This window comes from Rhodobacter sp. NTK016B (assembly GCF_017303295.1).
Classification (GTDB): Bacteria; Pseudomonadota; Alphaproteobacteria; order Rhodobacterales; family Rhodobacteraceae; genus Pararhodobacter.
Genome location: NZ_JAFKOK010000015.1, coordinates 15,626 through 40,573 on the forward strand (window position 1 = coordinate 15,626; position 24,948 = coordinate 40,573).

Genomic DNA, 24,948 nt, shown 5'->3' on the forward strand with positions numbered 1-24,948 from the left:
TGTGCTTCCTCACGCGTTGGGGTTGCTGACCTTGCCCACCCGCTTTTCGAGGAACGCGTTCAGGCGCGCCTCGGCTTCGGGGCTGGTCTGCGTGAACGAGGCGATCAGGCTTTCGACCCACAGGCCGTCATCGGTCGCCATGTCGTTGATGCGCGGCAGGGCGTGGATGATCGCGTAATTCGACAATTCGGCATTCGTCGCGGCTTTAGCGGCCATTTTCACGGCCTCGTCCAGCGCAGCGCCTTCATCGACGACGTAATTGACGGTACCCCAGCGCTCGGCGGTGTCGGCGTCGATCGAGCGGCCCGTCATCATCAGGTCCATCATCCGCGACACGCCCATCAGACGCGCCGTGCGCGCCGAGGCGCCGCCGCCCACGAAAATGCCGCGCTGACCTTCGGGCAGGGCGAAGAACGCGGTCTTGTCGGCCACGCGTACATGCACCGACGAGGCCAGCTCAAGACCGCCGCCGACGACAGCGCCGTGCAGCGCCGCGAACCACGGCAGCTTGCCGCGCTGAAGGCGGGCAAACACCTGATGCCAGCGGCGCGAGCCCTGAACGCCTTCGAAGGGCGATTTCTTGACATGCTCGGCCAGATCGAGACCGGCGCAGAAATGCGGGCCGTGCCCGTGGATCACGCCGGCTTTCGCCTTGGCTTCGACCTGCGTGATGACGTCGTCGAGTTCTTCGATGAACGCGTCCGAGATCGCGTTACGCTTTGACGGACGATTCAGACCGACAATGCCAACATCGCCAGTAAACTCGAGTGTAAGGTAGTCCATAGATAACCCTGCCGCTGAAAGAGAGCGAACCGCCCCTCCCGGTCGATTCACTGGGAAGTATCTATAGAAAAAGTATCCATGTAAACAATAATTCTCTATCCGAGGAAAAAGTATCTATGTAAATAATCCCGGGAGGAGGATCTCATGACAGAATCACCGTTGCGCAAAGTCAAGTTGTGGCAGCCGGATATCGACTGGGAGCGCCGCAATGACGGCTCGATCCTGGTGTGGCAGAACGGCGCCCTCAATGATTACCCCGAAAACCTTTCGGTCAAGATCCATGAATGGGCGAAGAAGACGCCCGAAACGACGTGGATGGCTGAACGCGGCCCCGATGGCGACTGGCAGCGCGTGAGCTACGCGCAGATGCTGGGCCATATCCGGGCGATCGGTCAGGCCCTTCTGGATATGGGCCTGTCGGTCGAGCGTCCGCTGGTCATCCTGTCGGCCAATTCGGTCGCCCATGCGCTGATGGCGCTTGGCGCGCAGTATGTGGGCGTGCCGTCCGCCGCCATCGCGCCCGCCTATGCGCTGGCCTCGGGTGAATACGGCAAGCTGGTTTCGGTCCGCGATCAGATCACGCCGGGCGCCGTCTTCACCGAAGACACGACCCCCTTCGCGCCCGCCATTGCCGAGGTCTTTTCCGACCTCCCGGTGCTGGGCAAGGCGGGCGAAGGGCGCGCGATGGACTGGGAGGCACTGCTGGCCACGCCGGTGACCGATGCCGTCGACAAGGCCAATGCGCGCGTCGGGCTCGATACCATCGCCAAGTTCCTGTTCACCTCGGGCACCACGGGCAGCCCCAAGGCGGTCATCCAGACCCAGCGCATGATGTGCGCGAACATGGAGCAGGTGACCGATTGCTATGCCTTCCTGCGCGACGAGCCGCCGATCATTCTTGACTGGGCGCCGTGGAACCACGTCGCGGCCGGTAACCTCGTGTTCAACGCGGCGATCTGGAACGGGGGCACCTTCTATATCGATGGCGGTCGCCCGACGCCGCAGATGATGCCCGAAACCATCCGCAACCTGCGCGAGGTCGGCACCAACTGGTATTTCAACGTGCCCTTCGGCTACGAGATGCTGGTCGAGGCAATGGAAGAGGACGATGAACTGGCGCAGGCCTTCTTCGGCAATCTGAAGCTGAAATATTATGCTGGTGCCGCCATGGCGACGCATACCTGGGAAGCGCTGGAACGGCTGGCGCTGAAAACCACGGGCGAGCGGGTGCAGCTGGGCACCGGGCTTGGCGCGACCGAAACCGCGCCCTTCGCGATCTTCAACACCGATCCCGACGCGGCCCCCGGCAATCTGGGCGTTCCGGCCAAGGAAGTGATTCTGAAGCTGGTGCCGACCGAGGGCAAGTGGGAGGCCCGCGTGAAGGGGCCGAACGTCACGCCGGGTTATTGGCGCCAGCCGCAGCTGACCGCCGACGCTTTCGACGACGAAGGCTTCTATTGTCTGGGCGACGCGCTGAAATTCGCCGATCCCGAGGATCCGTCGAAAGGGTTCTTCTTCGACGGGCGGGTGGCCGAGAACTTCAAGCTGTCGACGGGCACCTGGGTCGGTGTCGGCGCGCTGCGCGCCAAGCTGACCGATGCGTTGGGTGGCTATGTGCGCGACGCGGTCATCGTGGGCGAGGGCGAGGATTACCTCGGCGCGCTGCTGGTGCCGTTCCGCCCGGCGATCGAAAAGCTGGTGCCGGGCGGCGAAGAGCTGCGCGACGACCTGCTCTTCGGCCACGAGGTGCTGCGCGCCGAGCTGGCGGCGCGGCTCAAGGCCTATAACAAGACCGCGACCGGCTCGTCGCTACGGGTGCCGCGGGCGATGATGATGCTCGAGCCGCTGAGCATCGAGAAGGGCGAGGTGACGGATAAAGGCTCGGTCAATCAGCGCGCGGTGCGCGCGCATCGTCAGGATCTGGTCGAGGCGATCTATGAAGGCGACCCGCGGGTCATCGACAGCACGAAGGAGTGAGGCATGCAGATCGACGGCAATTCGGCACTGGTGACCGGCGGCGGCTCGGGGCTGGGCGAGGCCACGGCGCGCATGCTGGCCGCGCGCGGCGCGAAGGTCACGATCCTTGACCGCGACGCCGAGAAGGGCGCGGCGGTCGCGGCCGCGATCGGCGGCGCCTCTGCCGCGGGCGACGTGACCTCGGAAGCCGATGTGAACGCGGCGCTCGACACGGCGACGGACGCGCATGGCGTGCCCCGCATTGTGGTGAACTGCGCGGGCATCGGTACCGCCGGGCGGGTGCTGGGTCGCGAGGGGCCTCTGCCGCTCGAGGACTTCCAGCGCACGATCAACATCAACCTGATCGGCACCTTTAACGTGATGCGCCTGTCGGCCGCGCGTATGGCCGCGGCCGAACCGCTGGAGGATGGCGAACGCGGGGTGGTGATCAACACCGCCTCGGTCGCGGCGTTCGACGGGCAGATCGGGCAGGCGGCCTATTCGGCCTCGAAAGGCGGGATCGTCGCGATGTCGCTGCCGGTCGCGCGTGAACTCGCGCGGGTGGGCGTGCGGGTCAACGTGATCGCGCCGGGGATCTTTCTGACGCCCTTGCTTTATACGCTGCCCGACGAGGCTCAGAAGGCGCTGGCGGCGGGCATTCCCTTCCCGCAGCGGCTGGGCGATCCGGCGGAATTCGCGGATACCGTCTGCTACATGGCCGCGAACCGCTATATCAATGCCGAATGCGTGCGGCTTGACGGGGCGGCCCGGCGGGCTTCTGCCCGCACCCGCTTCAGGAGGGAGGCACGCCCCCCTCCTGAAAACCTCCCCGTGGATATTTCCCGAACAAAGATGCGGTGCGCGTCGCGCAGGGTTTGCGTGCCGCGCGAATATGTATACATCTATTTGTATACATGGGGGAGGCCATGAGCGAATCCAAGAGCGTCAACCTGACGAAGCGCGCGACCTACGAGTTGCGTCAACGTATCATTCACGGCGGATTTCCCGGCGGCACGCGGCTTTACGAGGTTGCGCTGTCCGAGGATCTGCAGATTTCGCGCACGCCGGTCCGCGAGGCCATGTCGCGACTGGCCGAGGAGGGGCTGCTGGAGCGCGCCCCCGGCGGCGGGTTCCAGGTGCGCAGTTTCACGCTGAGCGATGTCACCGATTCCATCGAGCTGCGCGGTGTGCTCGAAGGAATGGCTGCGCGGCTGGCGGCCGAGCGGGGCGCCGATGCGGCTACGCTGGACGAGATCGGGGTGATCCTTGATCGTCTCGATGCGTGCTTTTCCGGCGTGTCGCTGGATCAGGTGGATTTCGACCGCTACGCCGAGCTCAACGGCCAGTTTCACGAAAGGCTGGCCGATCTATGCTGCAGCGCAGTGGTGTTGCGGGAGCTGGAACGGGTCAAATCGCTGCCGTTCGCCTCGCCCTCGGCTTTCGTCATGGGCTCGGGCAGCGAGGGCGGGGCGGACCGGGCGCTGCGCTCGCTGATCGTGGCGCAGGCGCAGCATCGGGCCCTGATGCAGGCGATCCGGCGGCGCGAGGGCGCGCGGGCCGAGGCGATTGCGCGCGAACATGCGCGGATCGCACGGGGAAATCTGGAAGCGGCGTTGGTCGCGGATCCCGATGCGTCGGAGGCGATGCCGGGAATGGCGCTGATCGTCCGGTGAGAACATCGGGCGTGCATACATCTTCTGGCGGAGTTTAGCCGAAACAGTCGATTTAGCTTGCATCGCGGCGCCGATCTGACCATATGTGTATACATTCTGACTTGTTGCCCTTGGGAGGAGAATCGAAATGGCTGCTACCAGTCTTGAAGCCCTGATCGCAGAGAATGGCGGTAACCCCGTCGATATCCTGCGGAATTCGAAAATCGGCATGTATGTCTATCCGGTCGTCGCGCCGGAATTCTCGAACTGGCGTACCGAGCAGAACGCATGGCGCGATTCGGCGGTGCTGTTCGACCAGTCGCACCACATGGACGAGGTTATCGTCGAAGGCCCGCAGGCCACCGAGTTCCTCGCCTATCACGGCATCAACGCGTTCGGTAATTTCAGCCTGAACCGCGCCAAGCACTACGTGCCCGTGACCCCCGCCGGCCACGTAATCGGTGACCACATCATCTTCCGTGAGCGTGAAGACAAGTACATCCTGGTGGGCCGCGCGCCGACCTCGAACTGGCTGATGTTCGCCGCCTCGTACGGCAAATGGAACGTCCGTCTGCGCTATGACCCGCGCAGCCCCAGCCGCCCCGAAGGTGAGCGCGTCCTGCGCGAGCATTATCGCTTCCAGATCCAGGGTCCTGAAGCCAACGCCATCTTCGAGAAGATGAACGGCGGCCCGATCCCGGACATCAAGTTCTTCCATGTTGACTGGATCAATGTCGGCTCGAAAAAGGTGCAGGCGCTGCGTCACGGCATGTCGGGCGCGCCGGGTCTGGAAATCTGGGGTCCGTACAAGGACAAGGATTACATCCACTCGACCATCCTGCAGGCTGCCCGCGACGCCGGCGTCAATCTGGTTCAGTGCGGCTCGCGTGCCTACTCGACCAACACGCTGGAATCGGGCTGGATCCCGTCGCCGCTTCCGGGCATCTATACCGGCGACGGCATGACCAAGGCCTACCGCGAATGGCTGGGCACCGATATGTACGAAGCGGCGGGCGCCATCGGCGGTTCGTATGTTTCGAACAACATCGAAGACTATTACGTCAACCCGTTCGAGCTGGGCTACGACTTCTACATCGGCTGGAAGAAAGACGACTTCGTCGGCAAGGCGGCGCTTGAGAAAATCAAGGCCGAGGGTCCGAAGCGCAAGAAAGTCACGTTCGAATGGAACCGTGACGACGTGCTGAAAGTCATCGCTTCGTCCTTCGAGCAGGGCACGCCCTACAAGTGGATCGACTTCCCGCAGCCGAACTACGCCTCGTCCTCGGCCGACATGGTCTGCAAGGAAGACGGCTCGATGGTCGGTATGTCGATGTTCAACGGCTACTCGTTCAACGAGCGCTGCCTGCTGAGCCTCGGCGTCGTCTCGACCGACGTGCAGATCGGCGACGTGCTGACGCTGAAATGGGGCGAGCCGGAAACCACTGGCAAAACCTCGACCGAGCCGCACAAGCAGGCCGATATCCGCGTGCGCGTCTCGCCGACGCCGTACTCGGCGGAAGCCCGTACCAACTACGCCGACAGCTGGCGTACCCGCAGCTGATCGGCTGACACGACGATCTGGGAATGGCGGCCGGAGGAGGCCGCCATTCACCACCGACCCGAAAAGGGCTACGGCGCGGCGGCCGGTTGCGAAAGCGGCTGTGCGCGGCGCCGAAACCCGTCATACTGGCGGGGTTGTTTCTTGCGACGCAAGCCGCAAGCGATGTCAACAGGGGCGCAAAACGCCCTTAACTTGGGAGGTACTACATGTTTGATTTCTCCACTATCCGGGCCGCGGGCGCGCTTGCTGCGACGGCTGCCGTGCTGGCCGCGCCGGTCGGTGCGACCGAGCTTCGCTTTGCCCACTGGGTGCCGCCGCAGCACACGCTGACGGCCTCGACCATCGAGCCGCTTCAGGCCGCCGTTGCCGATGCGGGCGTCGAGATCCTTGTCTATCCGGGTGGCGAGCTGGGCGCTGGTCCGCTTGAGCAATATGTCCGCGCCGTGACCGGCACCGCCGATATCGTCTGGGGGCTGCAGGGCTATACCTCGACCCAGTTCCCGCGCACCATGATCTCGGAACTGCCGGGCGCACAACCCGAGGGCATGTCGGGCTACGACATGATCTGGAACGCCTATGACGCGGGCCTGCTGGCCGACGAGTTCCCGGGCACCGTGCCGCTGGCGCTGTGGCTGTCCGAACCCAACGTGTTCATCATGCGCGACCACGACATCCGCACGCCCGCCGATCTGGCCGGGCTGAAGATCCGCGTGTCGGGTTCGGCCGCTGGCGCGACCATCGAAGCGCTGGGTGCGACCCCGGTGCAGATGCCCGCAGGCGAGATCTACAACGCGCTGCAGACCGGCCTGATCGACGGCGTCGTCACCGGCGCTTCGGCGATCGGCGATTTCCGTCTGGACGAAGTGGCCAATAGCTATACCTACGGCGCGGATCTGGGTCACATCTCGTTCTACGTGGTGATGAACCAGGGTGCCTATGACGGTCTGTCGGACGAAGAGCGTGCTGCGCTCGACGCGATCGCGGGGCGGGAACTGTCGCGTTCGGCCGAAGAAGGCTGGCTGGCGCGCGCCGAAAGCGTCACCGAGGCGATTCAGGCCACCGGCGACAACACTGTTATCTTCCTGACCGATGAAGAAGCGGCGGCGTTCGACGAGATCACTTTCCCGGTCCGTGACCAGGTGATTTCGGGCATCGATGGCGGCGAAGACGTTCTCGCCACGATGCAGGGCGAATAACGTGCTGCGCACGCTTGATAAAGTTGCGGCCGGGGTTATTGCCCTGGCCGCGATGGTCGGCACGATCGGGCTGATCGGCGAGGTCGTCGTGATCCTGATCGACGTGATCGGACGCTATTTCGGCACGCCTTTGCGGGGCGCGCAGGACATCACCCAGATGGGCATGGTCGTGCTTGTTTTCGGCGGCATGGCGCTGTGCGACCGTCTGAACGGGCATATCGCGGTCGACCTGTTCGAGCGCTCGTTCCCGACCTGGCTTATCCGCCTGACCGACATTCTCGCCGCCGCCTCGGGCGTGGCGATCTTTCTGGGCATCGCCTGGAACATGTGGAAATCGGCCGCGATCTCGCAGATGCTGAATCTCTCCACCAATATCATCAATCTTCCCAAGGACTGGTTCCAGTACTTCGTCGTCGCCTGCTGCGTGATTACCGCGGCGGGCATGCTGCTGCGGTTGATCTCGCTGCTGCTCGGCGGACCGCTGCGGCAGGCTGAAGGCCACACATCATGAGCAGTTTCGACGTCGGCTTGATCGGGATGGGCGCGCTTTTCGTGCTGCTCGCCTTCCGTATCCCCGTGGCTTTCGCCATGTTCGTGGTGGGCTTCCTTGGAATCTGGAACCTGCACAGTCTGAACGCGGCGATGAACTATCTCGCCTCGGAAAGTTTCACCATCGCATCCTCGGCCGAGCTGGTCGTGGTGCCGCTGTTCATCCTGATGGGCAACGTCGCCACCGAGACCGGCATGTCGCGCAAGCTCTATGACGCGGCCTACGCGATGATCGGCTCGATCCGCGGCGGCCTGGCCTCGGCCACGATCATCGGCTGCGGCGGTTTCGCGGCGCTGTCGGGGTCGTCCGTGGCCTCGGCGCTGACGATGGGCAAGGTCTCGCTGGGCGAGATGGAGCGCTTCAACTACGACCACCGCCTTTCGACCGGCGCGGTCGCGGCAGGGGGCACGCTGGGCATCCTGATCCCGCCTTCGACCGGCTTCGTGATCTACGCGATCCTGACGCAGGAATCGATCGGGCGTCTGTTTCTTGCGGGCGTGCTGCCGGGTCTTCTGCTGCTGTTCATGTTCGTGCTGACCGTGACCGTGCAATGCTGGCTCAAGCCCGAGATGGGGCCGGCCGGTCCGCGCACCACGGCGGGGGAAAAGGCCCGTGCCATGGTCGGCGCGCTGCCGATCCTGTCGGTGATCCTGCTGACCATCGGCGGCATCTATACCGGGATCTTCTCGCCCACCGAGGCCTCGGCCGTCGGTGCGGGCCTGATCATCATCATCGGGCTCATTTCGCGCAAGCTGACGATGCCCGCGTTCTGGGCGGCGGCGAAATCCTCGGTCGTGACCACCGCCACGGTGATGTTCATCCTGATCGGCGCGCATATGCTGATCCCGTTCCTTGCGCTCAGCCATATCCCGCAGGAAGTGGGATCGTTCCTAGAAGGTCTGAGCGTGCATCCGCTGGTCATCCTGGCGATGATCCTGGCCTGCTATCTGGTTCTGGGCTGCTTCCTTGAAGGCTTCGCCATGCTGGTGCTGACGATGCCGATCTTCTTCCCGGTGATCCAGCAGCTGGGCTTCGATCCGATCTGGTTCGGCGTGCTGGTGGTGCTGACGCTGGAGATGGGCCTGATCTCGCCGCCCGTCGGCGTGAACGTGTTCATCGTGAAATCGGTGGCCCAGCACGTGCCGCTGGGGACGATCTTCCGAGGCGTGATGCCGTTCTGGCTGGCGATGATCGCCACGCTGATCCTGCTGGTCGCCTTCCCGCAGATCTCGCTCATTCTGCCCAATACGATGATTAACTGATGACCACGACACTTCTGATCCCCGGCCTTCTGTGCGACGGCTATTGCTGGACGGCGGTTAGCGAGCGGCTCGATGCCGAGGTGGCCGACCTGTCCACGCAGGACGACCTGACCCGGATGGCCGAGGATCTGCTCGCGCGCTATCCCGGCCCCCTGCGGGTGGCCGGCCATTCGATGGGCGCACGGGTGACGATCGAGATGCTGCGCCTTGCGCCCGAGCGGATCGAAAAGGCAGCGCTTCTGGATACCGGAATCCACCCGCTCAAGCCCGGCGAGCCCGAGAAACGCGCCGAGATCGTGCAATTCGCCTATGACCACGGGATGCAGGCGCTGGCCGAACGCTGGCTGCCGCCGATGGTCTGGGAAGAGAACCAGAAGAACGAACGCCTGATGGCCGATCTGACGGCCATGGTGCTGCGCATGGATCCCGATCTGCACGCGCGCCAGATCAAGGCGCTGGTCAACCGGCCCGACGCGGCCTCGGTCCTGTCCAAGGTCCGGTGTCCGCTGCTGGTGATGGTGGGGCGGCAGGACCAGTGGTCGCCCGTCTCGCAACACGAAGACATCGTCGCGTTGGTGCCCGGCGCGCAGCTCGAAATCATCGAGAATGCCGGTCATTTCGCGCCGGTCGAGCAGCCCGAAGCGGTTGCCGACGCGCTGGTGCCGTTTCTGAAGGATTGATCCTCATGTCTGCTTCCAAGCCCGACACCCTTGCCTCTGACGGGGCCAAGACGCCGATCCCCGACACCCCGCTTTTCGACCGCGCCGGTTCGCATCGCGGCTACGAGATGAACAAGATGGCCATGTCGCTTGTTTCGGCCGCCAACCGCGAGGCTTTCGCGGCGGATGAAGAGGCCTATCTCGACCGCTACAAGCTGAGCCCAGAGCAGCGCGCGGCGGTGCTGGCACGCGACTGGCAGGAAATGGTCCGGCTGGGCGGCAACATTTTCTACATTCTCAAGATCTCGGCGCTGGACCCGATGCCCGTGACCGCCATCGGCGCGGCGCAGGTGGGCATGGAACACGAGGATTTCCTCGTCGAACGCCTTGGAAAGGAACGCAAGAATGGCTGAACTTATCGGTGGCTGCGGCACCTCGCACGTCCCCTCGATCGGCATCGCGCTGGACCGGGGCCTGCAGGACACGCCCGACTGGAAACCCTTCTTCGACGGCTATATCCCCGCCAAGCAGTGGATCGCCGAGCAGAAACCCGACATTGCCATCGTCATCTTCAACGATCACGGCAATGCCTTTTTCCTCGACCGGGTGCCGACGCTGGCGCTTGGCGTGGCCGAGGAATACCAGATCATCGACGAAGGCTGGGGCAAGCGCGACATCCCGTCCTTCAAGGGTGCGGCGGATTTCAGCTGGCACCTTGCCGACGCGATGGTCGAGGGGCATTTCGACCCGCTGATCTGCCGCGAGATTGAACTCGATCACGGCATTCAGGTGCCGATGGAGCTGTTCTTCGGTCGGCCCGAGGAATGGCCCGTGAAGATCGTGCCGATCTTCGTCAACACCGTGCAATACCCGATCCCCACGCCGCAGCGCATGTGGGAACTGGGCCAGCTTCTGCGCAAGGCGATTGAAAGCTGGGCGGGCGAAGAGCGGATCGTGGTGTTCGGCACCGGCGGTCTGACCCACCAGCTGCAAGGCGCGCGCGCGGGCTTCATGAACCGCGAGGCCGACAAGGCATGGCTGGCCGAGATCGGCCCGAACCCCGAGAAATACCGCGACTGGACGCGCGAGCAGTTCGTCGAGACCTTCGGGTCCGAAGGCGCCGAGCTGATCATGTGGCTGGTGATGCGCGCGGCGATGGATGCCGATGTGCGCACCGTCATGTCGCATTATTACGCCCCGGCCTCGATGACCGGCGCGGGCATGGTGGTTCTGGAAAACGAGGCCCTCGCGACCGAGGAGGCCGCCTGATGTTCGTTCTGATGCGCTGCCTGCACAAACCCGGGGCCGATGCCGAGCGCGACGCGCTCCGCCCCACGCATCGCGACTGGAACAAGTCGGGCGGCGAGGGGCTGGTTTCAGTCGTCACCGGTTCGGCGCTGTGGTCCGAGGATGGCACGGCAATCGGCCATTGGGGTATTCTGGAAGCCGACGATCTTGCGAAGGCGCGCGCCTATATCGACGGCGATCCCTTCACCCGTTCCGGCATCGTGACCGATATCGAACTCACGCGGATGGCCGACGGTTTCGCCGCCGACCGTATCAATCCCCGCATTACCGGCTAAGGGAGGAGACACCATGGCCCTTTTCAATCTGCGCAAAGGCGCGAGCACCGAGGCGAAGCCCGAAAATCTGGCGGCGCTGCTGCAGGGCGCGTCGATCGAAGTGATGCCGCGCACCGCGGCCAAGGTCGAAAGCTTCAAGGAAATTCTGCCCGAGGGGACGCGCGTCTATGTCGCGCATATCGAGGGCACGCCCATCGACGAGATGGTCGCCACCGTCAAGCGTATCAGCGACGAGGGCTATCCGGCGATGCCGCACCTGCCCGCGCGCATCATCGACAGCCGCGCCACGCTGGAAACATGGCTCAAGCGCTACCGCGAGGAAGCGGGCGCCGAGCAGGCGCTGGTTCTGGCGGGCGGCGTCTCGACCGTCGCGGGCGAGTTCACCTCGGCCATTGACCTGCTGAAAACCGGGCTGTTCGACGAGCTGGGCTACAAGCGCCTGCATGTCGCCGGCCACCCCGAGGGCAACAAGGACATCGACGCCAAGGGCGGCACCAAGCTGGTCGACGAGGCGGTGATGTGGAAGCAGGGCTTCTCCGAGCAGACCGATGCCGAGATGGCCATCGCCACGCAATTCGCCTTCGAGGCCGGTCCGATCATCGCCTGGGCCGAGCGGCTGCAGGCAATGGGCGTGACGATGCCGATCCATCTGGGCGTCGCCGGTCCCACCAAGCTGCAGACGCTGATCAAATTCGCCATCGCCTGCGGCGTCGGCCCGTCGCTGGGCGTGCTGCAGAAGCGCGCGATGGATCTGTCGAAACTGCTGCTGCCCTTCACGCCGACCGAGATGCTGGGCGAGATCGCGGCCTACAAGGCGGGGCATCCCGACAGCCTGATCGACAAGATCCACATCTTCCCGCTGGGCGGGATCAAGACCTCGGCCACCTGGCTGAACGAGCATAACTGAGGGACGCGGGGGGCCAGCCCCCCGCACCCCCCGCCAAGGGGGAGCACGCTCCCCCTTGGGATCCCCGTTTGATCTCTCGTGAGTATTTTCAGCAGCGTGAAAGAGCGGGGAGCCACGACAGGCTGGCATCCGTGGGGCCGTTCGGGCGGTATTCCGCGCCAAACGGGCCGGGCCAGTCGAGTTTCGGCAAGAGCGCCGCATAATCGACCGTGCCATGGTCGGGCGGCCCGCGATCGGGAACGGCGGCGAGCTGGACATGGCCGATCAGGGCGCGGTGGCGTTGATAGGTTGTCAGCACGTCGCCCTCGGTGCGGCCTATATGGTAGCAATCGACCATCAGTTTCAGGTTGGGAAAGCCGAGGGCGGCGCAGGTTTGCGCCGCCTTTTCCTGTGTTCCCAGATGGTAGCCCTGCACGTCATGGGGGTTGAGTGCCTCGATCAGGATCGTGAGATCCGGCGCGGCTTCGCAGGCATGGGTGAGATTGGCGCGGAAAGTGGCGTCATCGCCCGCCTTGCCCGCCATCACGTGCACGCTTCGGGTACCGGTGGCGCGGGCATAGGCGATGGCATCGTCGATGGCAGCACGGGCCTCGTCTTCGCGGCCCTTGAGCGCGGCGAGGCCGAAGTCACCGGCCGCGCCGGGGCGGGTGTTGAGCGAGAGCATCGGCAGGCCTGTCTCGGCCAGCGCGCGGGCCACGGCGTCGGGCGGCGTTTCATAGGGCCAGTGGCATTCGACCGCCCGAAACCCCGCATCGGCGGCGGCGCGGATCGCGTCGGGCAGCGGCAGCTCGGTCCACAAAAAGCCGAGATTGGCCGAAAACGCCCTCACAGCGTCACGATGTGATTGTCCCAGGCGCGCGGGCGCAGGCCCAGCGGGCGGGCATGGCCTTCGGTGACGCGCAGCACGCCGCCGCCGCCATCGGTGGTCAGGAAGCCGCCGGGGCAGGGGGCGAGGCCGCAGATATCGGCACGGGTCGTGGCGCCGAGAAAGCCGCCCTGCGCGTCGAAGCGGTGCATCCGCCCCCCGCGCGGCGAGGTGATCGCGACTTCGCCCTGCGAAAAGGCGACCGAGCCCGCATAGCCCTGCATCAGCGCCTGTTCAGGCCCCGGCGCCGAGGCGAGGATCGGTGCCGCCCCGCGCCGGTGCAGGCCCAGCAGCGGCACGATCCGGTCGGCGGGGCCTTCCCATTGCATCGCGAAGGCCAGCGTGCCGTCTTCCTGCGCGAGATGGCGGATCGAGGCGAAATGCAACGCGGGGTCCAGCGCGACCTGCTCGGCGATGGCGTCGCCTTCGACATAGACCAGCGAGGGGGCCATGTCGGGCAGGTTCAGCTTGGTGCGGTCGCTGGGATCGGTGGCGATACCGCCATTGGCCACGGCAAAGACATCGCCCGACGCGCCGCCCGGCAGGCGCAGCATCTCGTGCGGGCCGATGCCGCCGGTCTCGATCTGCCCGATACGGCGATAGGCGGCGTCCCACAGGCCCAGAAAGCCCCGGCTGTCGGTGGCGCGCTGCTCGACGGTGTAAAGGATCTCTCCGTCCGACGTATAGGCGCCGTGTCCGTTGAACTGCATCCCTTCAGGGGGCGTCAGCTGGCGGATCAGCGCGCCGGTGGCACAATCGAGCACCAGCGCGAAGGTGCCGGGGCGGCGCGCGAAGGCCACGGCTTCGGGGCGCGTGGGATGCGCGGCACCGGCATGGCCACGCGCGGGCAGGGGCAGGCGGAACGTATCGGCGCCGTCCCCGGCGATCCCGAACAGCGCAAAGCCGCCGTCGGCTTCGCGTGCGCAAGCGAGCCAGCGCGGGCTGCCCGCATCGGCCCAGGACGGTTTCGGTGCGGCGACGGCCATCAGGGCGGCGAGAAAGGCTCGGCGCGATGTCATGGCTCAGTCTCCGTCGAGCGAGTTGAAGCCGGGCGCAATGCCCATCGCTTCGCCGATATCGAGGCTCAGCGCATCGCCCACTGCGCGGATCCGTCCCTGCAGCGATTCCAGCCGCAGGCGGGCCATCGGGTCGGCCACGTCCTGAAAGGCCGGGTCTTCGACGGCGCCCGCGAAATAGGCGACCGAGGCGAAGGCCTCGTCCACCGCCGGGATGGGCGTTTCGGCAAGCGCGGTGGCCATGCGGTGCAGCGCGTCCATCGACAGCGTCAGGTTGCGCAGGCTGCGCCCCGAGCGCCACGTTTCCGCACGCGTCGGCGCAGGGCGTTCGGGCGTGCCCATGACCTGACCGAGCCGCTGATCGGCGTTGAACTCGACGCCACCGTGAAGCTGGGTGAAGAGCGCGGCTTCGGCCTCGGCCTCGGACAGGAAGAGGGCGTTGTCGGGCGCACCGGCATTGCGCAGTTCGGGGGCGAATTTCTGCAACCACGCGGCGTTGAGATCGGTGGCCTGCTCGGCCAGATCCGCAACCATGACCTGGACGAGGCTGCATTCGTAGCTGCCGCTGTCATAGGCGTTGAATTGCGGGTCGTAGAGCATGGTTTCCAGCGCATAGAGCCCGCGCGCGGCGGCCGAGACCTGCGCGAAGTCCTCGGTCTCGAGACCCATCGGGTCTTCGCTTTCGATCATCCGGGCCAGCGTCCGGCGCCCGGAATTGCGGCTGTCGGGCCAGAAGGCGATGGTGAGCGTCGCCTGTTCCTGCGGCCCGAGGCGCAGATGGCCGATCCCCATCCACGCATCCATCGCCGCGTTCCACGCGGGCTGAAGGGCGGTGGGCTGGCAATCGGCGGCGGCGCTGGCATCGAGCGCCTGCGCGGCCTCGGCAAAGGCGGCAGTGCCGGGCAGGATATGGCTGTCGAGCACCGCGTCGACTCCGGCAAAGGCGGGGGCGGTCAGGACGGGCGTGGCGGCCATGAACAGGCCGAAGGCAAGGGACAGGCGCATCACAGGCTCCTCAGGAAGCGCAAAAGGGCGGCGCGGTCGTCGGGGGCAAGCCCGACCACGGTGTCGCGGGCGGATTGGGCCTCGCCGCCATGCCAGAGGATCGCCTCGAGCAGGCTGCGCGCGCGGCCGTCATGCAGATAGCTTTCCTGACCACTGACCTGTTCGGTCAGGCCAAGGCCCCAGAGCGGCGGCGTGCGCCATTCGCGGCCCGTCGCGCGCGCTTCGGGAAAGCCGTCGGCCAGACCGTCGCCCATATCGTGCAGCAAAAGATCGGTATAGGGCCAGATCAGCTGGAAGGAATGCTGCGTGCGGTCTTCGGCCAGCGTGCGCGTCACGAAAGAGGGGCGGTGACACGAGGCGCAGCCGGCCTCGCGGAAGATCGCGCGCCCGCGCAGGACTTCGGGATCGCCCACGTCGCGCCGGGCGGGAACGCCCAGATTGGTGACGTAGAAATTCACCAGCCCCAGCGCGGTGTCGCTGATTTCGTGCCCGTCATGTTGCGGATCGCCGCCATCGGGGGCTTGGCGGCAGGCGGCCTGCGGTTCGGTGCAGTCGCCCCAGCCCTGCGGGAACAGTGACGAAGACAGCCCGACATCGTGAAAGAAGGCGCTCGCGGATTGTTCGCGCACGGTGGGCATCCCGGCCTTGAGCCCGAAGCGGCCCAGCATCGGCGCCTCGAATTCGCGCGACCAGACGATATTGGCGCGCCCCGAAATCCCGTCGCCATCGGCGTCGTCAGGATCGGCAAGGGCAAGAATGTCGTCGCTGGCGATCGCTTCCAGCAGGCCCAGCCCGATTAGCGGCGGCGCCACGCGCGGGCTGAGCATCGCCGCGTCGTGCAGCGGGCCGAAGCCCAGATCGGCGGCCTGCCAGTCGGGACGGCGCAGCGTGACCGTTTCGCCGCCTTCCAGAGTGACGGGGATGTCTTCCCACGTCACGGCGAGGCGGTACTCGGTCAGTTGACCCTGAATCGCGTCGTCCTGCATCTGGTCGCCATAGACCGGGTCGGGCAGGGTGGCGATGTAATCGGCGATACCGTCGGGCGTGGGCGTTCCCTCGGGCGCGGGAATCGCCACGCGCAGGAACATGCCGGGATGCGAGGGCGCTTCGGGATCGGGATCCGGGGCGCTGGCGCGGCCGCTATTGGGATGGCAATCGGCACAGGCGCGGGCGTTGAACAGCGGGCCCAGCCCGTCCGACGCTGTGGTCGAGGCCGGGGCCGAGGCCCATGGCCGCGAGAACAAAGCCTCGCCCAGCTCGAAGGTCATGCCCTGATCGAGCGTCAGGTTCGCGGCGGGTTGCGCCAAGGCATCGACGGTGCTGCGGGCACGCACCGTCCCCGCCCCGCCCGAGCGCAATTCGAAGCGTTGCGGGCGTGTGGGATCATCGGGTGGTCCCAGAACCAGCGCCGCGCGGGCGCTTTCCTGTTCGGTACGCGGAAGGGCGTTCAGGTGCAGGTCTTCGAGATCCTGCGCGTGGCCGGGCAAGGCTGCGAAGGGCAGGGCCAGAAACAGCCCCGCCCGACACAGAATCTTATTCGGCTTCGTCCATCGGCGCGGCGTTGAGCAGCGCATAGCGTTCGTCTCCCAGACGGGCATAGAGATCGAGCTGGGTTTCGAGGAAGTCGATATGACCTTCCTCGTCGGTCAGAAGCTCTTGAAACAGCTCCATCGACACGAAGTCGTTCACCGTCTGGCAATAGGCGCGGGCCTCGCGGTAGAGAGCGGCGGCTTCCTGTTCGGCGGCAAGGTCGGATTCCAGCGTTTCCTTGGGGGTCTCGCCGATCCGCAGCGGGTCGAGTTTCTGCAGGTTCGGGTGGCCGCCGAGAAAGATGATCCGGTCGATCAGCTTGTCCGCATGGTGCATCTCTTCGATGCTTTCCTCGCGGCTTTTCTTGGCCATTTTCGCCAGGCCCCAATCGGCTTGCAGGCGGTAATGAAGCCAGTACTGGCTGACCGCGGTCAGTTCCGAGCGCAAGGCTTTGTTCAGGTATTCAATGACTTTCTCATCGCCCTTCATCGTCCGGTCTCCTTATTGACTGCGCGCGGAGGTTGCGCAGTTCCATAGGGACCTGAGTATTCGGATTGGTCCGCATGGTCGAGAGAAAAAGCTTCATGCAGCCGCCGCAATCGGCCGACTTGCCAAGCGCGCGATAGACCTTGCCGGGGGTGATGATCGTCCACGGATCGGACTGCCGCATCCAGTCGACCGCGGCATGAATGTCGCGATCCGAGATGTTTTCGCACGAGCAGACGATCATCACAAAGCTCCGTTACTGGAACACGGCCGAGGGGTCGTCGAGGCTGTCAGAACCTTCCAGTTCGACGCCCGACAGGTCAAGGGCTGCGACCACACGCTCGATGTCGCGGGTCTGATCGACCAGCGCGTCGACGGCGCCCATGATGACCGTCTCGCCCTCGTCATTGCCGGGGGCGAGCATCATGTCATAAGACATGCCGCCCTCGGCGGTGTCGACCATGGTTTGCAGCGCCGCGACAGAGGCGTCCAGCTTGGCGCGCAGGGCCTCGTCGAGATCGGCGTGGTTCTCGGCCACGTAATCCGACAGGCTGGGGCCGGTGACGACCGTGCCGTCGACGCGGGTATATGCGCCGACATAGACGTTCCGGATGCCGACCGCATCGTAGTAGTGGCTGTAATGGGTGTTGTCCGAGAAGCAGTCATGCTCTTCCTCGGGATCGTTCAGCATCAGGCCCAGACGGATCCGCTCGCCCGCGAGCTCGCCATAGGACAGGCTGCCCATGCCGGTCAGGATCGCCGAAATGCCGGCAGCCTCGTCGGCCATCACAGCGTCGCGCGCTTCGCCGTCCTCGGACCATGCATCGGCCATTTCCTGCAGATCGGCGATCAGCAGCTCGGTCGCGGCGGTCAGGTATTGCGCGCGGCGGTCGCAATTGCCGTTGGTGCAATCGTCGCCCTGCGCGTAATCGGTCCACGGACGCTCGCCCGCTCCGGCATCGGTGCCGTGCAGGTCCTGACCCCAGAGCAGGAATTCGATCGCGTGATAGCCGGTGGCGACGTTGGCTTCGACGGTGTCGGCCTCGTGCAGGACGTCCTGCAGCAGCGCCGGATCGATGGTCGAGGCGTCGATCTCGGTGCCGCCCAGCGTGAAGTTCGGCGTGGCGATCACGTTGAGGTTGGCCGCCGGGTTGTCGTCGCCGCCCATATAGCTGCGGCTGGTATAGTCGATCAGCCCCTCATCGAGCGGCCAGGCATTCACGCGGCCTTCCCATTCATCGACGATCGGGTTGCCGAAGCGGAACGCCTCGGTCTGCTGGTAGGGGACCCGCGCGGCAATCCATGCTTCGCGCGCGGCGGCAAGACCCTCGGCCGAGGGAGCGGCGAGGAAATCGTCGATCGCCGATTGCAGCGCCTGCGCGGTGGTCACGCTGTCGGAATATCCGGCTTCGGCAATATCGGCATAGGTGGTCAGCACTTCGGTCTGGGTGACGGCGAAGGCCGCCGACGGCAGCGCGATCGCGGCGGCGAGCGTGATGGGGGTAATGCGGCGCATGAGGTCCTCTGACTATACGGTCTGCGCGGCGATGCGTGCCGCGCGGGAATATCGCGCCGGGCTCGACCACTCGAAGCGCGTGAAACGCAAAACACGCGACACGGGCGACCTTGGCTAGGCAGGCGCACCCTAGGAGAAGGCCGCCGATAAAGTCAATCCTGATTTGTTTGCTAGGGTATTCCTCGCCCCCGGAATCACCCCCGAACTGCGCCCCCGCGTGCGGCCTCAGTCCAGCAAATGCGCCATGTGGCGCATCGCCAGCGCATAGCCGTGGATGCCGAACCCCGCCATCACCGCATCGGCCCGGTGGCTGACGAACGAGTGGTGGCGGAAGGCTTCGCGCTTGTGAACCTGACTGATATGCACCTCGATCACCGGGCCCTCGAAGGTGTTGAGCGCGTCGAGCACCGCCACCGAGGTATGCGTCAGCGCGGCCGGGTTAATGATGATCCCCGCCGCCGTTTCGCGTGCCTCGTGGATCCAGTCGACGATCTGCCCTTCCCAGTTGGATTGCCGCAGCAGCGTGCCCAGACCCGCCGCCTGTCCGATCTCGGCGCATTGCGCGGCGACGTCCTCAAGCGTGTCATGGCCGTAGATGTCGGGCTGACGCTTGCCCAGAAGGTTCAGGTTCGGGCCGTTGAGGATATGGATCGTCGGGGTCATGGGCTCACTTGCGGGTCGGTGGATCTGATCCGAGCTTACGCCGCCCTTTGCCGCGTTTCCAGTGGCGCGCGGTGCGGGCGGTATCGCGCCGAAAGGCTGCTGCCACACGGGATTGTTTCCCGCCCCCGCTTGGCCGCGCGCCCCGGGCCGCGTAGTCTGCGACCCAGTCGTTTGCAGACAGACCGGACCGCCCATGCGCAGCCTCGACACTTTCACCGCCCTGAACCGTTTCGGCCTCGGCGCCGGACCGGGCGATGATGCGCGGGTGGGCGATGATCCGCGCGGATGGCTTCTGGAACAGATCCGCCCGGGTCAGGCCCTGCCACCCGGCCTGCGCCGGTTTCGCAGCGCCGCCCAGATCCGTGCCGAGATTGCGCAGGCCGGGCTGGAAAGCAACGAGGCCCGCACCCGTACCGTCCGCCGCGCGATGAACCGCGATTTCCGGCCTGAGGTCATGGCGCGCCTGCGCTACGAGATCCGCACGCCCGACGTGCTGCCCGAGCGGATGGTGCGTTTCTGGGCCAATCATTTCACCGCCTCGCTGACGCGCGGTGCGCGCGACGGGGTGACGATCCCGGCCTACGAGCGCGAGGCGATCCGCCCGCATATCTTCGGTCGTTTCCGCGACATGCTACACGCGGCGGCGCGCAACCCGACGCTGCTGACCTATCTCGACAACGTCTTTTCAGTCGGCCCCGACTCGCCCGCCGGGCAGAACCGTCAGCGCCGGCGGCCCACCGCCACCACGCTCAACGAGAATTTCGCCCGCGAATTGCTCGAACTGCACACGCTGGGCGTCGATGGCGGCTATACGCAGGACGATATCATCGAAGCGGCGAAGATCTTTACCGGCTGGGGGCATGGCGGCTATCGGCGCGGCGGGGACGAGCCCGTTCACGGGAATTTCCAGTTCGTCCGTCGTCAGCATCAGCCCGGACCCAAGACCGTACTGGGCCGCGTCTATGAAGAGGCGGGCGAGGAAGAGGGCCTGCGCCTGCTCGACGATCTGGCGCGTCATCCATCGACCGCGCGGCACATTGCGACCAAGCTGGTGCGCCATTTCGTGGCCGATATCCCGCCCCCCGACGCCATTGCGCAGATCGAACGCGTGTTCCGCGATACCGATGGCGATCTGGCGCAGGTGACGCGGGCGCTTGTCATGCTTGATGCCGCTTGGGCCGATCCGTTGGCCAAGGTGAAGACGCCGCATGAATTCGTCGTCGCCTGTTTCCGTGCCACCGGCTCGCTGCCGGAACGCCAGCCCGATTACTTCCAGCCGATGCGCCTGTTGGCGATGCTGCCGCATTCCGCGCCGTCGCCCGCAGGCTGGAGCGACCGTGCCGCTGACTGGCTGGGGCCCGAGGCGTTGATGATCCGGCTTGAATGGGCGCGGGGCTTTGCCGCGCGCCAGCCCGGAACGCTGGTTCCGGCCGAGGTGCTCGACCGCTCGATCGGCGCCGCCGCGCGCGAGGTGACGACAACCTGGGTCGAGCGCGCGCCATCGGGCGATGCGGCGCTTGCGATGATCCTTGCCAGCCCCGAATTCCAGAGGAGATGACGATGCTGGACCGCCGCCTGTTTCTCAAGCTGGGGGGCGCGAGCCTCGCCTCGGCGCTGGCCTCGTCGCGCGTGGCCTTCGCGGCGGCGCCGACCGAGAACCGTTTCATCTTCGTGTTCCTGCGCGGCGGGCTCGACGGGTTGCACGCGCTTGCGCCCTATGCCGATGCCGATTACCGCCGCCTGCGCCCCTCGCTGGGACTGGAACGCGACGCGGTGCTGGATCTCGACGGGTATTTCGGCCTGCACAGCGCGCTGAGCCCGCTGATGCCTCTCTGGCAGGCGGGCGAGCTGTCCTTCGTTCCCGCCGCCACCACACGCTATCGCAGCCGCTCGCATTTCGACGGTCAGAACCTTCTGGAAAACGGCACCGCCCGCCCGCGCGGTGCGCGCGACGGCTGGCTCAACCGTGCGATCCTCGGGCTCAATGCCGGGGACGAGCGACTGGCGCTGTCGCTGGGCCCCGCCGTGCCGCTGATCTTGCAGGGCGCGGCCCCGGTTCAGGCGTGGTCGAACGAGCAATTGCCCGACCTGAACGACGATTTCCTTGAACGGCTGGCGATCGTCTATCGCGACGACCCGCTGTTTCACGCAGCTCTGACCGGCGCCACGGGCATGACCGAACCCGACATGTCGGGCGATGCGCCCACCAACGACAATTTCCTGATCTCGTCGCGCGCAGCCGCCGACATCCTGCGCGCGCCGCAGGGGCCGCGCATCGGTGTCTTGGAACTGGGCGGCTGGGACACGCATAACGGCCAACCTTACCGCCTGCGCCGCCTGTTCGAGCGGCTGTCAGAAGGGCTTCTGGCCCTGCGCGAGGGGCTGGGGCCGGTCTGGTCGAACACGGTGGTGATGGTGGCGTCGGAATTCGGGCGCACGGCGGCCGAGAACGGCAACCGGGGCACCGATCACGGCACCGGCGGGCTGGCGATGCTGGCGGGTGGTGCGGTGCGCGGCGGACAGATCGCGGGCGACTGGCCGGGCCTGTCGCGCCGCGCGCTGTTCGAAGAGCGCGACGTGCTGGCGATCAATGCCTATGAGGCGATCTTCAAGGCGCTGCTCATCGGACATATGGGGCTCGACCCGGCCTATGCCGAGCGCGTGGTATTCCCCGAAAGCCGGGCGCTCGAACCGTTCACAGGGCTCCTGCGCGCCTGAAGTGCCGCAAGCCCCCCGTCGATCAGGTCACTGAAACACTCGACGCGGCGCTCGGCCCGCGACAGGTCGGCATCCTGCGAATAGACCCCGGGCGAGGCCACGACCCGCATTCCCGCCCCCTGCGCCGAGGCCACGCCCATCGGCGTATCCTCGAATGCAAGCGCCGCGTCTGCGGGCAGACCCAGCCGGTCGAGCGCCAGCAAGTAGATATCGGGCGCGGGCTTTTTCGCCGCCACCTCGTCGCCGCAGGCCAGCACGTCAAAGATGGCCTCGGCGGGCGCGTTGAAACAGGCGTGGCACAGCGCCTCGACATTCAAGCGGCTGGTGGTCGTCGCCACGGCCAGCCTCACGCCCGCCGCGCGCCCCATCGCCATCAGCGCGCGGATGCCCGGCCGCAATTCCAGCGCGCCCTTGGCCACCAGAGCGGTGTAATGCGCGGTCTTTTCGGCATGCAGCGCGGCCACATCAACCTCACCGGCGCCGGTCTCGGTTATGTAGCGGCGGATCCGCTCTTTCCCGCCGGTGGTGGTCAACAGCGCGCCATAGGCGTCGCGCGACCAGTGCCAGCGCAGCCCGGCGGCGCGGAAGGCTGCGTTGAAGGCCGCGCGGTGCAGCTCTTCAGTCTCGGCCAGCGTGCCGTCCACGTCAAAGATCAGCGCGCGCAATGTCATGCCAGCGCCGTCAGACGCTCGGTCAGGCCCGCGAAATCGTCGAAGGCCAGCACATGCGGCAGCTGATCGACCGGCGTCTTGCGATAGCCCCGGGTAAACAGCGCGAAAGGTACGCCGGCGCGCCGGGCGCATTCGGCATCGACCTCGCTGTCGCCGATATAGAGCCCGCTGCCCCCCAGCCCGTCGAACGCCGCCAGCAACGGCGCCGGGTCGGGTTTCTGCGTGGGCAGGCTGTCGCCGCCGATCACCGTGTCGAAATAGCGCTCCATCTTCAGCGCGGTGAGGATGCTCAGCGTCGGCGATTCCGCCTTGTTGGTGCACAGGCCCAGCCGCGCCCCGCCCGCCACCAGCCGCTGCAAGGCCGGGATCACATGGGGGAAGGGCCGGGTCAGCGTGGCGGGGGCGGCGGTGTAATGCGCGAACATGCGCGCCACCATCAACGGCTGTTCGGCCTCATCCAGCCCGCGCGACTGCCGCGCCAGCGTCACCAGCGCGGGGATGCCGTTGCCGATGAAGCGCTTGACGGTGGGCAGGTCGAAGGGCGCCTTGCCCCATTCCGCCAGCACCCGGTTGATCGCTGCGTGCAGGTCGGGCGCGCTGTCGATCAGCGTGCCGTCCAGATCGAAGACGATCCTCATGCCGCCATCCTTTGCACCGAGGCGCGGATCGCCCGCATGTTGGCGCCGTAGGGCTCTGGGTTCTCGACCGAGCCGCCCTTGAACACCGCAGACCCCGCGACCAGCACATCCGCGCCGGCCGCCACGACCTTGGGCGCGGTCTCGGGCGTGACGCCGCCGTCGATCTCGATATGGATCGGGCGGTCGCCGATCATGCGGCGCAGGGTGTGGATCTCGGCGCTCATATCGATGAATTTCTGCCCGCCGAAACCGGGGTTCACCGTCATCACGCAAATCAGGTCGGTCAGGTCGAGCACATGCGCCACCGCCTCGGCCGGGGTGCCGGGATTGAGCGCCACGCCCGCCTTTTTCCCCGTCGCGCGAATGGCTTGCAGGGTGCGGTGAATGTGCGGCCCGGCCTCGACATGGGCGGTGATGATGTCGGCGCCAGCCTCGGCGAAGGCCTCGATATATGGATCGACGGGGGCGATCATCAGATGCACGTCCATCACCGTCTTCACATGCTTGCGGAAGGCAGCGACGGCGGGCGGGCCAAAGGTCAGGTTGGGGACGAAATGGCCGTCCATCACGTCGACATGAACCCAATCGGCGCCCTGCGCTTCGATGGCCTGGATCTCGCGGCCGAAATCGGCGAAATCGGCGGAAAGGATCGAGGGCGCGATCTTGATCGCATGCGTCATCACAGCGTCCCCGCCTTGTAGCGTTTCGCCATGTCGTCCATCGGGATGACCGAGATCCGGCTCGCGCGGCCTGCGGTGCCGAACGCCTCGAACCGCTCGCGGCAGAGCTTTTCCATCGCGTCCATCGCGGGTTTGAGAAACTTGCGAGGGTCGAATTCCTTGGGGTTCTGCGCGGCGATACGGCGGAACTGCCCGGTCATCGCCATGCGGCAGTCAGTGTCGATATTCACCTTGCGCACCCCGTGCCGGATGCCGCGCACGATCTCTTCCACCGGCACGCCAAAGGTCTGCGGCATCCCGCCGCCGTTTTCGTTGATGATATCCTGCAGATCCTGCGGCACGCTGGACGAGCCATGCATCACCAGATGCGTGTCGGGCAGGCGCTTGTGGATCTCTTCGATCACCCCCATCGCCAGAATGTCGCCATCGGGTTTGCGGCTGAACTTGTAGGCGCCATGCGAGGTGCCGCAGGCGATGGCCAGCGCATCGACCTTGGTTTTCGACACGAAATCAACCGCCTGCGCGGGGTCGGTCAGAAGCTGGCTGTGGTCCAGAACGCCCACCGCGCCGTGCCCGTCCTCGGCCTCACCTTCGCCGGTCTCCAAGGATCCCAGCACGCCCAACTCGCCCTCGACCGAGGCGCCGACCCAATGCGCCATCCGGCTCACCCGCTCGGTGATGGCGACGTTATAGGCGTAATCGGCGGGGGTCTGGGCGTCGGCTTCCAGCGAGCCGTCCATCATCACGCTGGTGAAGCCGTGGCGGATCGCGGTCATGCAGGTGGCCTCGTCATTGCCGTGGTCCTGATGCATGCAGATCGGGATCTCGGGATAGATCGCCGCCAGAGCCTCGATCATCTTGGCCAGCATGATGTCGTTGGCGTAAGAGCGCGCACCGCGACTGGCCTGCAAGATGACCGGCGCGTCGGTGGTGCGGGCGGCTTCCATGATCGCCAGCCCCTGTTCCATGTTGTTGATGTTGAAGGCGGGCACGCCGTATTGGTGCTCGGCCGCGTGGTCCAGAAGCTGTCGCAGGGTGATCAGGGCCATCT

Annotated in this window: 26 protein-coding genes and 1 pseudogene; 14 read left to right on the plus strand and 13 right to left on the minus strand. The window is 65.9% G+C overall.

All coding sequences use genetic code 11. From position 1 onward, the window contains the following. Window positions 1-9: 9 nt before the first annotated feature. On the minus strand, window positions 10-783 hold the full coding sequence (locus tag JI664_RS18445; protein WP_207015247.1) for a crotonase/enoyl-CoA hydratase family protein: 774 nt from the start codon (window positions 781-783) through the stop codon (window positions 10-12). Window positions 784-927: 144 nt separating this feature from the next. Here JI664_RS18445 and JI664_RS18450 point away from each other — a divergent pair, with 144 nt between their 5' ends. The 12 genes and pseudogenes from JI664_RS18450 (at window position 928) to JI664_RS18505 (ending at window position 12,109) form a co-directional block, all read left to right on the plus strand. Then, a complete protein-coding gene (locus JI664_RS18450) occupies window positions 928-2,760 on the plus strand; it encodes a feruloyl-CoA synthase (RefSeq protein ID WP_207015248.1) in 1,833 nt (610 codons plus the stop codon). A gap of 3 nt (window positions 2,761-2,763) precedes the next feature. Next, a pseudogene (locus tag JI664_RS18455) lies at window positions 2,764-3,510 on the plus strand (SDR family NAD(P)-dependent oxidoreductase); the annotation flags it as partial. A gap of 155 nt (window positions 3,511-3,665) precedes the next feature. After that, window positions 3,666-4,412 carry a GntR family transcriptional regulator gene (locus tag JI664_RS18460; protein WP_207015250.1) on the plus strand — a complete coding sequence of 249 codons (747 nt, stop codon included), beginning with the start codon at window positions 3,666-3,668 and terminating at the stop codon, window positions 4,410-4,412. A gap of 127 nt (window positions 4,413-4,539) precedes the next feature. Continuing rightward, window positions 4,540-5,952 (plus strand): vanillate/3-O-methylgallate O-demethylase, encoded by a 1,413-nt coding sequence (ligM, locus tag JI664_RS18465; protein ID WP_207015251.1) that lies wholly within the window; start codon window positions 4,540-4,542, stop codon window positions 5,950-5,952. Window positions 5,953-6,158: 206 nt separating this feature from the next. Next, the gene (locus JI664_RS18470) at window positions 6,159-7,148 is read left to right on the plus strand and encodes a TRAP transporter substrate-binding protein (protein WP_207015252.1); all 990 of its coding nucleotides are present in this window, start codon (window positions 6,159-6,161) and stop codon (window positions 7,146-7,148) included. A gap of 1 nt (window position 7,149) precedes the next feature. Beyond that, window positions 7,150-7,659 (plus strand): TRAP transporter small permease, encoded by a 510-nt coding sequence (locus tag JI664_RS18475; RefSeq protein ID WP_349768743.1) that lies wholly within the window; start codon window positions 7,150-7,152, stop codon window positions 7,657-7,659. Beyond that, on the plus strand, window positions 7,656-8,960 hold the full coding sequence (locus tag JI664_RS18480; protein WP_207015254.1) for a TRAP transporter large permease: 1,305 nt from the start codon (window positions 7,656-7,658) through the stop codon (window positions 8,958-8,960). The genes JI664_RS18475 and JI664_RS18480 overlap by 4 nt, the downstream gene beginning before the upstream one ends. Then, window positions 8,960-9,640 carry an alpha/beta fold hydrolase gene (locus tag JI664_RS18485; protein ID WP_207015255.1) on the plus strand — a complete coding sequence of 227 codons (681 nt, stop codon included), beginning with the start codon at window positions 8,960-8,962 and terminating at the stop codon, window positions 9,638-9,640. Before JI664_RS18480 ends, JI664_RS18485 begins: the two co-directional genes overlap by 1 nt. A 5-nt stretch (window positions 9,641-9,645) precedes the next feature. Next, window positions 9,646-10,032, plus strand: coding sequence for an extradiol ring-cleavage dioxygenase (locus JI664_RS18490; RefSeq protein WP_207015256.1), 387 nt, complete (start codon window positions 9,646-9,648; stop codon window positions 10,030-10,032). Then, the gene (locus JI664_RS18495; protein WP_207015257.1) at window positions 10,025-10,888 is read left to right on the plus strand and encodes a class III extradiol dioxygenase family protein; all 864 of its coding nucleotides are present in this window, start codon (window positions 10,025-10,027) and stop codon (window positions 10,886-10,888) included. The genes JI664_RS18490 and JI664_RS18495 overlap by 8 nt, the downstream gene beginning before the upstream one ends. After that, window positions 10,888-11,202 carry a YciI family protein gene (locus JI664_RS18500; RefSeq protein WP_207015258.1) on the plus strand — a complete coding sequence of 105 codons (315 nt, stop codon included), beginning with the start codon at window positions 10,888-10,890 and terminating at the stop codon, window positions 11,200-11,202. The genes JI664_RS18495 and JI664_RS18500 overlap by 1 nt, the downstream gene beginning before the upstream one ends. Before the next feature lie 13 nt (window positions 11,203-11,215). Further along, window positions 11,216-12,109, plus strand: a complete 894-nt coding sequence (locus tag JI664_RS18505) for a methylenetetrahydrofolate reductase (protein ID WP_207015259.1) — start codon at window positions 11,216-11,218, stop codon at window positions 12,107-12,109. An 88-nt stretch (window positions 12,110-12,197) separates the two neighbouring features. On the opposite strand, the gene JI664_RS18510 is transcribed toward JI664_RS18505, so the two are convergent. From JI664_RS18510 to aroQ, 8 genes are all read right to left on the minus strand, one after another. Then, on the minus strand, window positions 12,198-12,938 hold the full coding sequence (locus JI664_RS18510; protein ID WP_207015260.1) for a hydroxypyruvate isomerase family protein: 741 nt from the start codon (window positions 12,936-12,938) through the stop codon (window positions 12,198-12,200). Next, on the minus strand, window positions 12,935-13,993 hold the full coding sequence (locus JI664_RS18515) for a DUF1513 domain-containing protein (RefSeq protein ID WP_207015261.1): 1,059 nt from the start codon (window positions 13,991-13,993) through the stop codon (window positions 12,935-12,937). The genes JI664_RS18510 and JI664_RS18515 overlap by 4 nt, the downstream gene beginning before the upstream one ends. Before the next feature lie 3 nt (window positions 13,994-13,996). After that, complete coding sequence (locus JI664_RS18520) at window positions 13,997-14,995, minus strand: imelysin family protein (protein ID WP_207015262.1); 999 nt, start codon at window positions 14,993-14,995, stop codon at window positions 13,997-13,999. Next, window positions 14,995-16,569, minus strand: a complete 1,575-nt coding sequence (locus JI664_RS18525) for a di-heme oxidoredictase family protein (RefSeq protein WP_207015263.1) — start codon at window positions 16,567-16,569, stop codon at window positions 14,995-14,997. The genes JI664_RS18520 and JI664_RS18525 overlap by 1 nt, the downstream gene beginning before the upstream one ends. After that, window positions 16,529-17,014 carry a bacterioferritin gene (gene bfr, locus JI664_RS18530; protein WP_207015264.1) on the minus strand — a complete coding sequence of 162 codons (486 nt, stop codon included), beginning with the start codon at window positions 17,012-17,014 and terminating at the stop codon, window positions 16,529-16,531. Before bfr ends, JI664_RS18525 begins: the two co-directional genes overlap by 41 nt. Then, window positions 17,001-17,255 (minus strand): (2Fe-2S)-binding protein, encoded by a 255-nt coding sequence (locus JI664_RS18535; RefSeq protein ID WP_207015265.1) that lies wholly within the window; start codon window positions 17,253-17,255, stop codon window positions 17,001-17,003. The genes bfr and JI664_RS18535 overlap by 14 nt, the downstream gene beginning before the upstream one ends. Window positions 17,256-17,267: 12 nt before the next feature. Continuing rightward, window positions 17,268-18,527 carry an imelysin family protein gene (locus tag JI664_RS18540; protein WP_207015266.1) on the minus strand — a complete coding sequence of 420 codons (1,260 nt, stop codon included), beginning with the start codon at window positions 18,525-18,527 and terminating at the stop codon, window positions 17,268-17,270. A 225-nt stretch (window positions 18,528-18,752) separates the two neighbouring features. Next, window positions 18,753-19,190 (minus strand): type II 3-dehydroquinate dehydratase, encoded by a 438-nt coding sequence (gene aroQ / locus JI664_RS18545; protein WP_207015267.1) that lies wholly within the window; start codon window positions 19,188-19,190, stop codon window positions 18,753-18,755. A gap of 193 nt (window positions 19,191-19,383) precedes the next feature. Between aroQ and JI664_RS18550 the strand changes: the two genes are divergently transcribed. Then, the gene (locus JI664_RS18550; protein ID WP_207015268.1) at window positions 19,384-20,748 is read left to right on the plus strand and encodes a DUF1800 domain-containing protein; all 1,365 of its coding nucleotides are present in this window, start codon (window positions 19,384-19,386) and stop codon (window positions 20,746-20,748) included. A gap of 2 nt (window positions 20,749-20,750) precedes the next feature. Next, entirely contained in the window at window positions 20,751-21,908 is a 1,158-nt protein-coding gene (locus JI664_RS18555; RefSeq protein ID WP_207015269.1) for a DUF1501 domain-containing protein, read from the plus strand. On the opposite strand, the gene JI664_RS18560 is transcribed toward JI664_RS18555, so the two are convergent. Genes JI664_RS18560 through fba form a run of 4 tightly spaced genes read right to left on the minus strand, consistent with a single transcriptional unit; the run spans window position 21,839 to window position 24,946 of the window. Next, window positions 21,839-22,579, minus strand: coding sequence for an HAD-IA family hydrolase (locus tag JI664_RS18560; protein ID WP_207015270.1), 741 nt, complete (start codon window positions 22,577-22,579; stop codon window positions 21,839-21,841). The genes JI664_RS18555 and JI664_RS18560 overlap by 70 nt on opposite strands. Further along, window positions 22,576-23,217 (minus strand): phosphoglycolate phosphatase, encoded by a 642-nt coding sequence (gene gph, locus JI664_RS18565; RefSeq protein WP_207015271.1) that lies wholly within the window; start codon window positions 23,215-23,217, stop codon window positions 22,576-22,578. Before gph ends, JI664_RS18560 begins: the two co-directional genes overlap by 4 nt. Further along, window positions 23,214-23,897 (minus strand): ribulose-phosphate 3-epimerase, encoded by a 684-nt coding sequence (gene rpe, locus JI664_RS18570; RefSeq protein ID WP_207015272.1) that lies wholly within the window; start codon window positions 23,895-23,897, stop codon window positions 23,214-23,216. The genes gph and rpe overlap by 4 nt, the downstream gene beginning before the upstream one ends. Then, the gene (fba, locus tag JI664_RS18575; protein ID WP_207015273.1) at window positions 23,897-24,946 is read right to left on the minus strand and encodes a class II fructose-bisphosphate aldolase; all 1,050 of its coding nucleotides are present in this window, start codon (window positions 24,944-24,946) and stop codon (window positions 23,897-23,899) included. Before fba ends, rpe begins: the two co-directional genes overlap by 1 nt. Window positions 24,947-24,948: the final 2 nt, after the last annotated feature.

Bases quoted from the DNA above. Each gene is read 5' to 3' on its own strand.
- JI664_RS18460 (WP_207015250.1), top strand. From the start codon at position 3,666: ATGAGCGAATCCAAGAGCGTCAACCTGACGAAGCGCGCGACCTACGAG.
- JI664_RS18485 (WP_207015255.1), top strand. From the start codon at position 8,960: ATGACCACGACACTTCTGATCCCCGGCCTTCTGTGCGACGGCTATTGC.
- JI664_RS18500 (WP_207015258.1), top strand. From the start codon at position 10,888: ATGTTCGTTCTGATGCGCTGCCTGCACAAACCCGGGGCCGATGCCGAG.
- JI664_RS18525 (WP_207015263.1), bottom strand. From the start codon at position 16,569: ATGCGCTGCTCAACGCCGCGCCGATGGACGAAGCCGAATAAGATTCTG.
- bfr (WP_207015264.1), bottom strand. From the start codon at position 17,014: ATGAAGGGCGATGAGAAAGTCATTGAATACCTGAACAAAGCCTTGCGC.
- JI664_RS18490 (WP_207015256.1), top strand. From the start codon at position 9,646: ATGTCTGCTTCCAAGCCCGACACCCTTGCCTCTGACGGGGCCAAGACG.
- aroQ (WP_207015267.1), bottom strand. From the start codon at position 19,190: ATGACCCCGACGATCCATATCCTCAACGGCCCGAACCTGAACCTTCTG.
- JI664_RS18505 (WP_207015259.1), top strand. From the start codon at position 11,216: ATGGCCCTTTTCAATCTGCGCAAAGGCGCGAGCACCGAGGCGAAGCCC.
- rpe (WP_207015272.1), bottom strand. From the start codon at position 23,897: ATGACGCATGCGATCAAGATCGCGCCCTCGATCCTTTCCGCCGATTTC.
- ligM (WP_207015251.1), top strand. From the start codon at position 4,540: ATGGCTGCTACCAGTCTTGAAGCCCTGATCGCAGAGAATGGCGGTAAC.
- JI664_RS18520 (WP_207015262.1), bottom strand. From the start codon at position 14,995: ATGCGCCTGTCCCTTGCCTTCGGCCTGTTCATGGCCGCCACGCCCGTC.
- JI664_RS18450 (WP_207015248.1), top strand. From the start codon at position 928: ATGACAGAATCACCGTTGCGCAAAGTCAAGTTGTGGCAGCCGGATATC.
- JI664_RS18555 (WP_207015269.1), top strand. From the start codon at position 20,751: ATGCTGGACCGCCGCCTGTTTCTCAAGCTGGGGGGCGCGAGCCTCGCC.
- JI664_RS18550 (WP_207015268.1), top strand. From the start codon at position 19,384: ATGCGCAGCCTCGACACTTTCACCGCCCTGAACCGTTTCGGCCTCGGC.
- JI664_RS18480 (WP_207015254.1), top strand. From the start codon at position 7,656: ATGAGCAGTTTCGACGTCGGCTTGATCGGGATGGGCGCGCTTTTCGTG.
- JI664_RS18535 (WP_207015265.1), bottom strand. From the start codon at position 17,255: ATGATCGTCTGCTCGTGCGAAAACATCTCGGATCGCGACATTCATGCC.
- JI664_RS18470 (WP_207015252.1), top strand. From the start codon at position 6,159: ATGTTTGATTTCTCCACTATCCGGGCCGCGGGCGCGCTTGCTGCGACG.
- JI664_RS18540 (WP_207015266.1), bottom strand. From the start codon at position 18,527: ATGCGCCGCATTACCCCCATCACGCTCGCCGCCGCGATCGCGCTGCCG.
- JI664_RS18515 (WP_207015261.1), bottom strand. From the start codon at position 13,993: ATGACATCGCGCCGAGCCTTTCTCGCCGCCCTGATGGCCGTCGCCGCA.
- fba (WP_207015273.1), bottom strand. From the start codon at position 24,946: ATGGCCCTGATCACCCTGCGACAGCTTCTGGACCACGCGGCCGAGCAC.
- JI664_RS18445 (WP_207015247.1), bottom strand. From the start codon at position 783: ATGGACTACCTTACACTCGAGTTTACTGGCGATGTTGGCATTGTCGGT.
- gph (WP_207015271.1), bottom strand. From the start codon at position 23,217: ATGAGGATCGTCTTCGATCTGGACGGCACGCTGATCGACAGCGCGCCC.
- JI664_RS18560 (WP_207015270.1), bottom strand. From the start codon at position 22,579: ATGACATTGCGCGCGCTGATCTTTGACGTGGACGGCACGCTGGCCGAG.
- JI664_RS18495 (WP_207015257.1), top strand. From the start codon at position 10,025: ATGGCTGAACTTATCGGTGGCTGCGGCACCTCGCACGTCCCCTCGATC.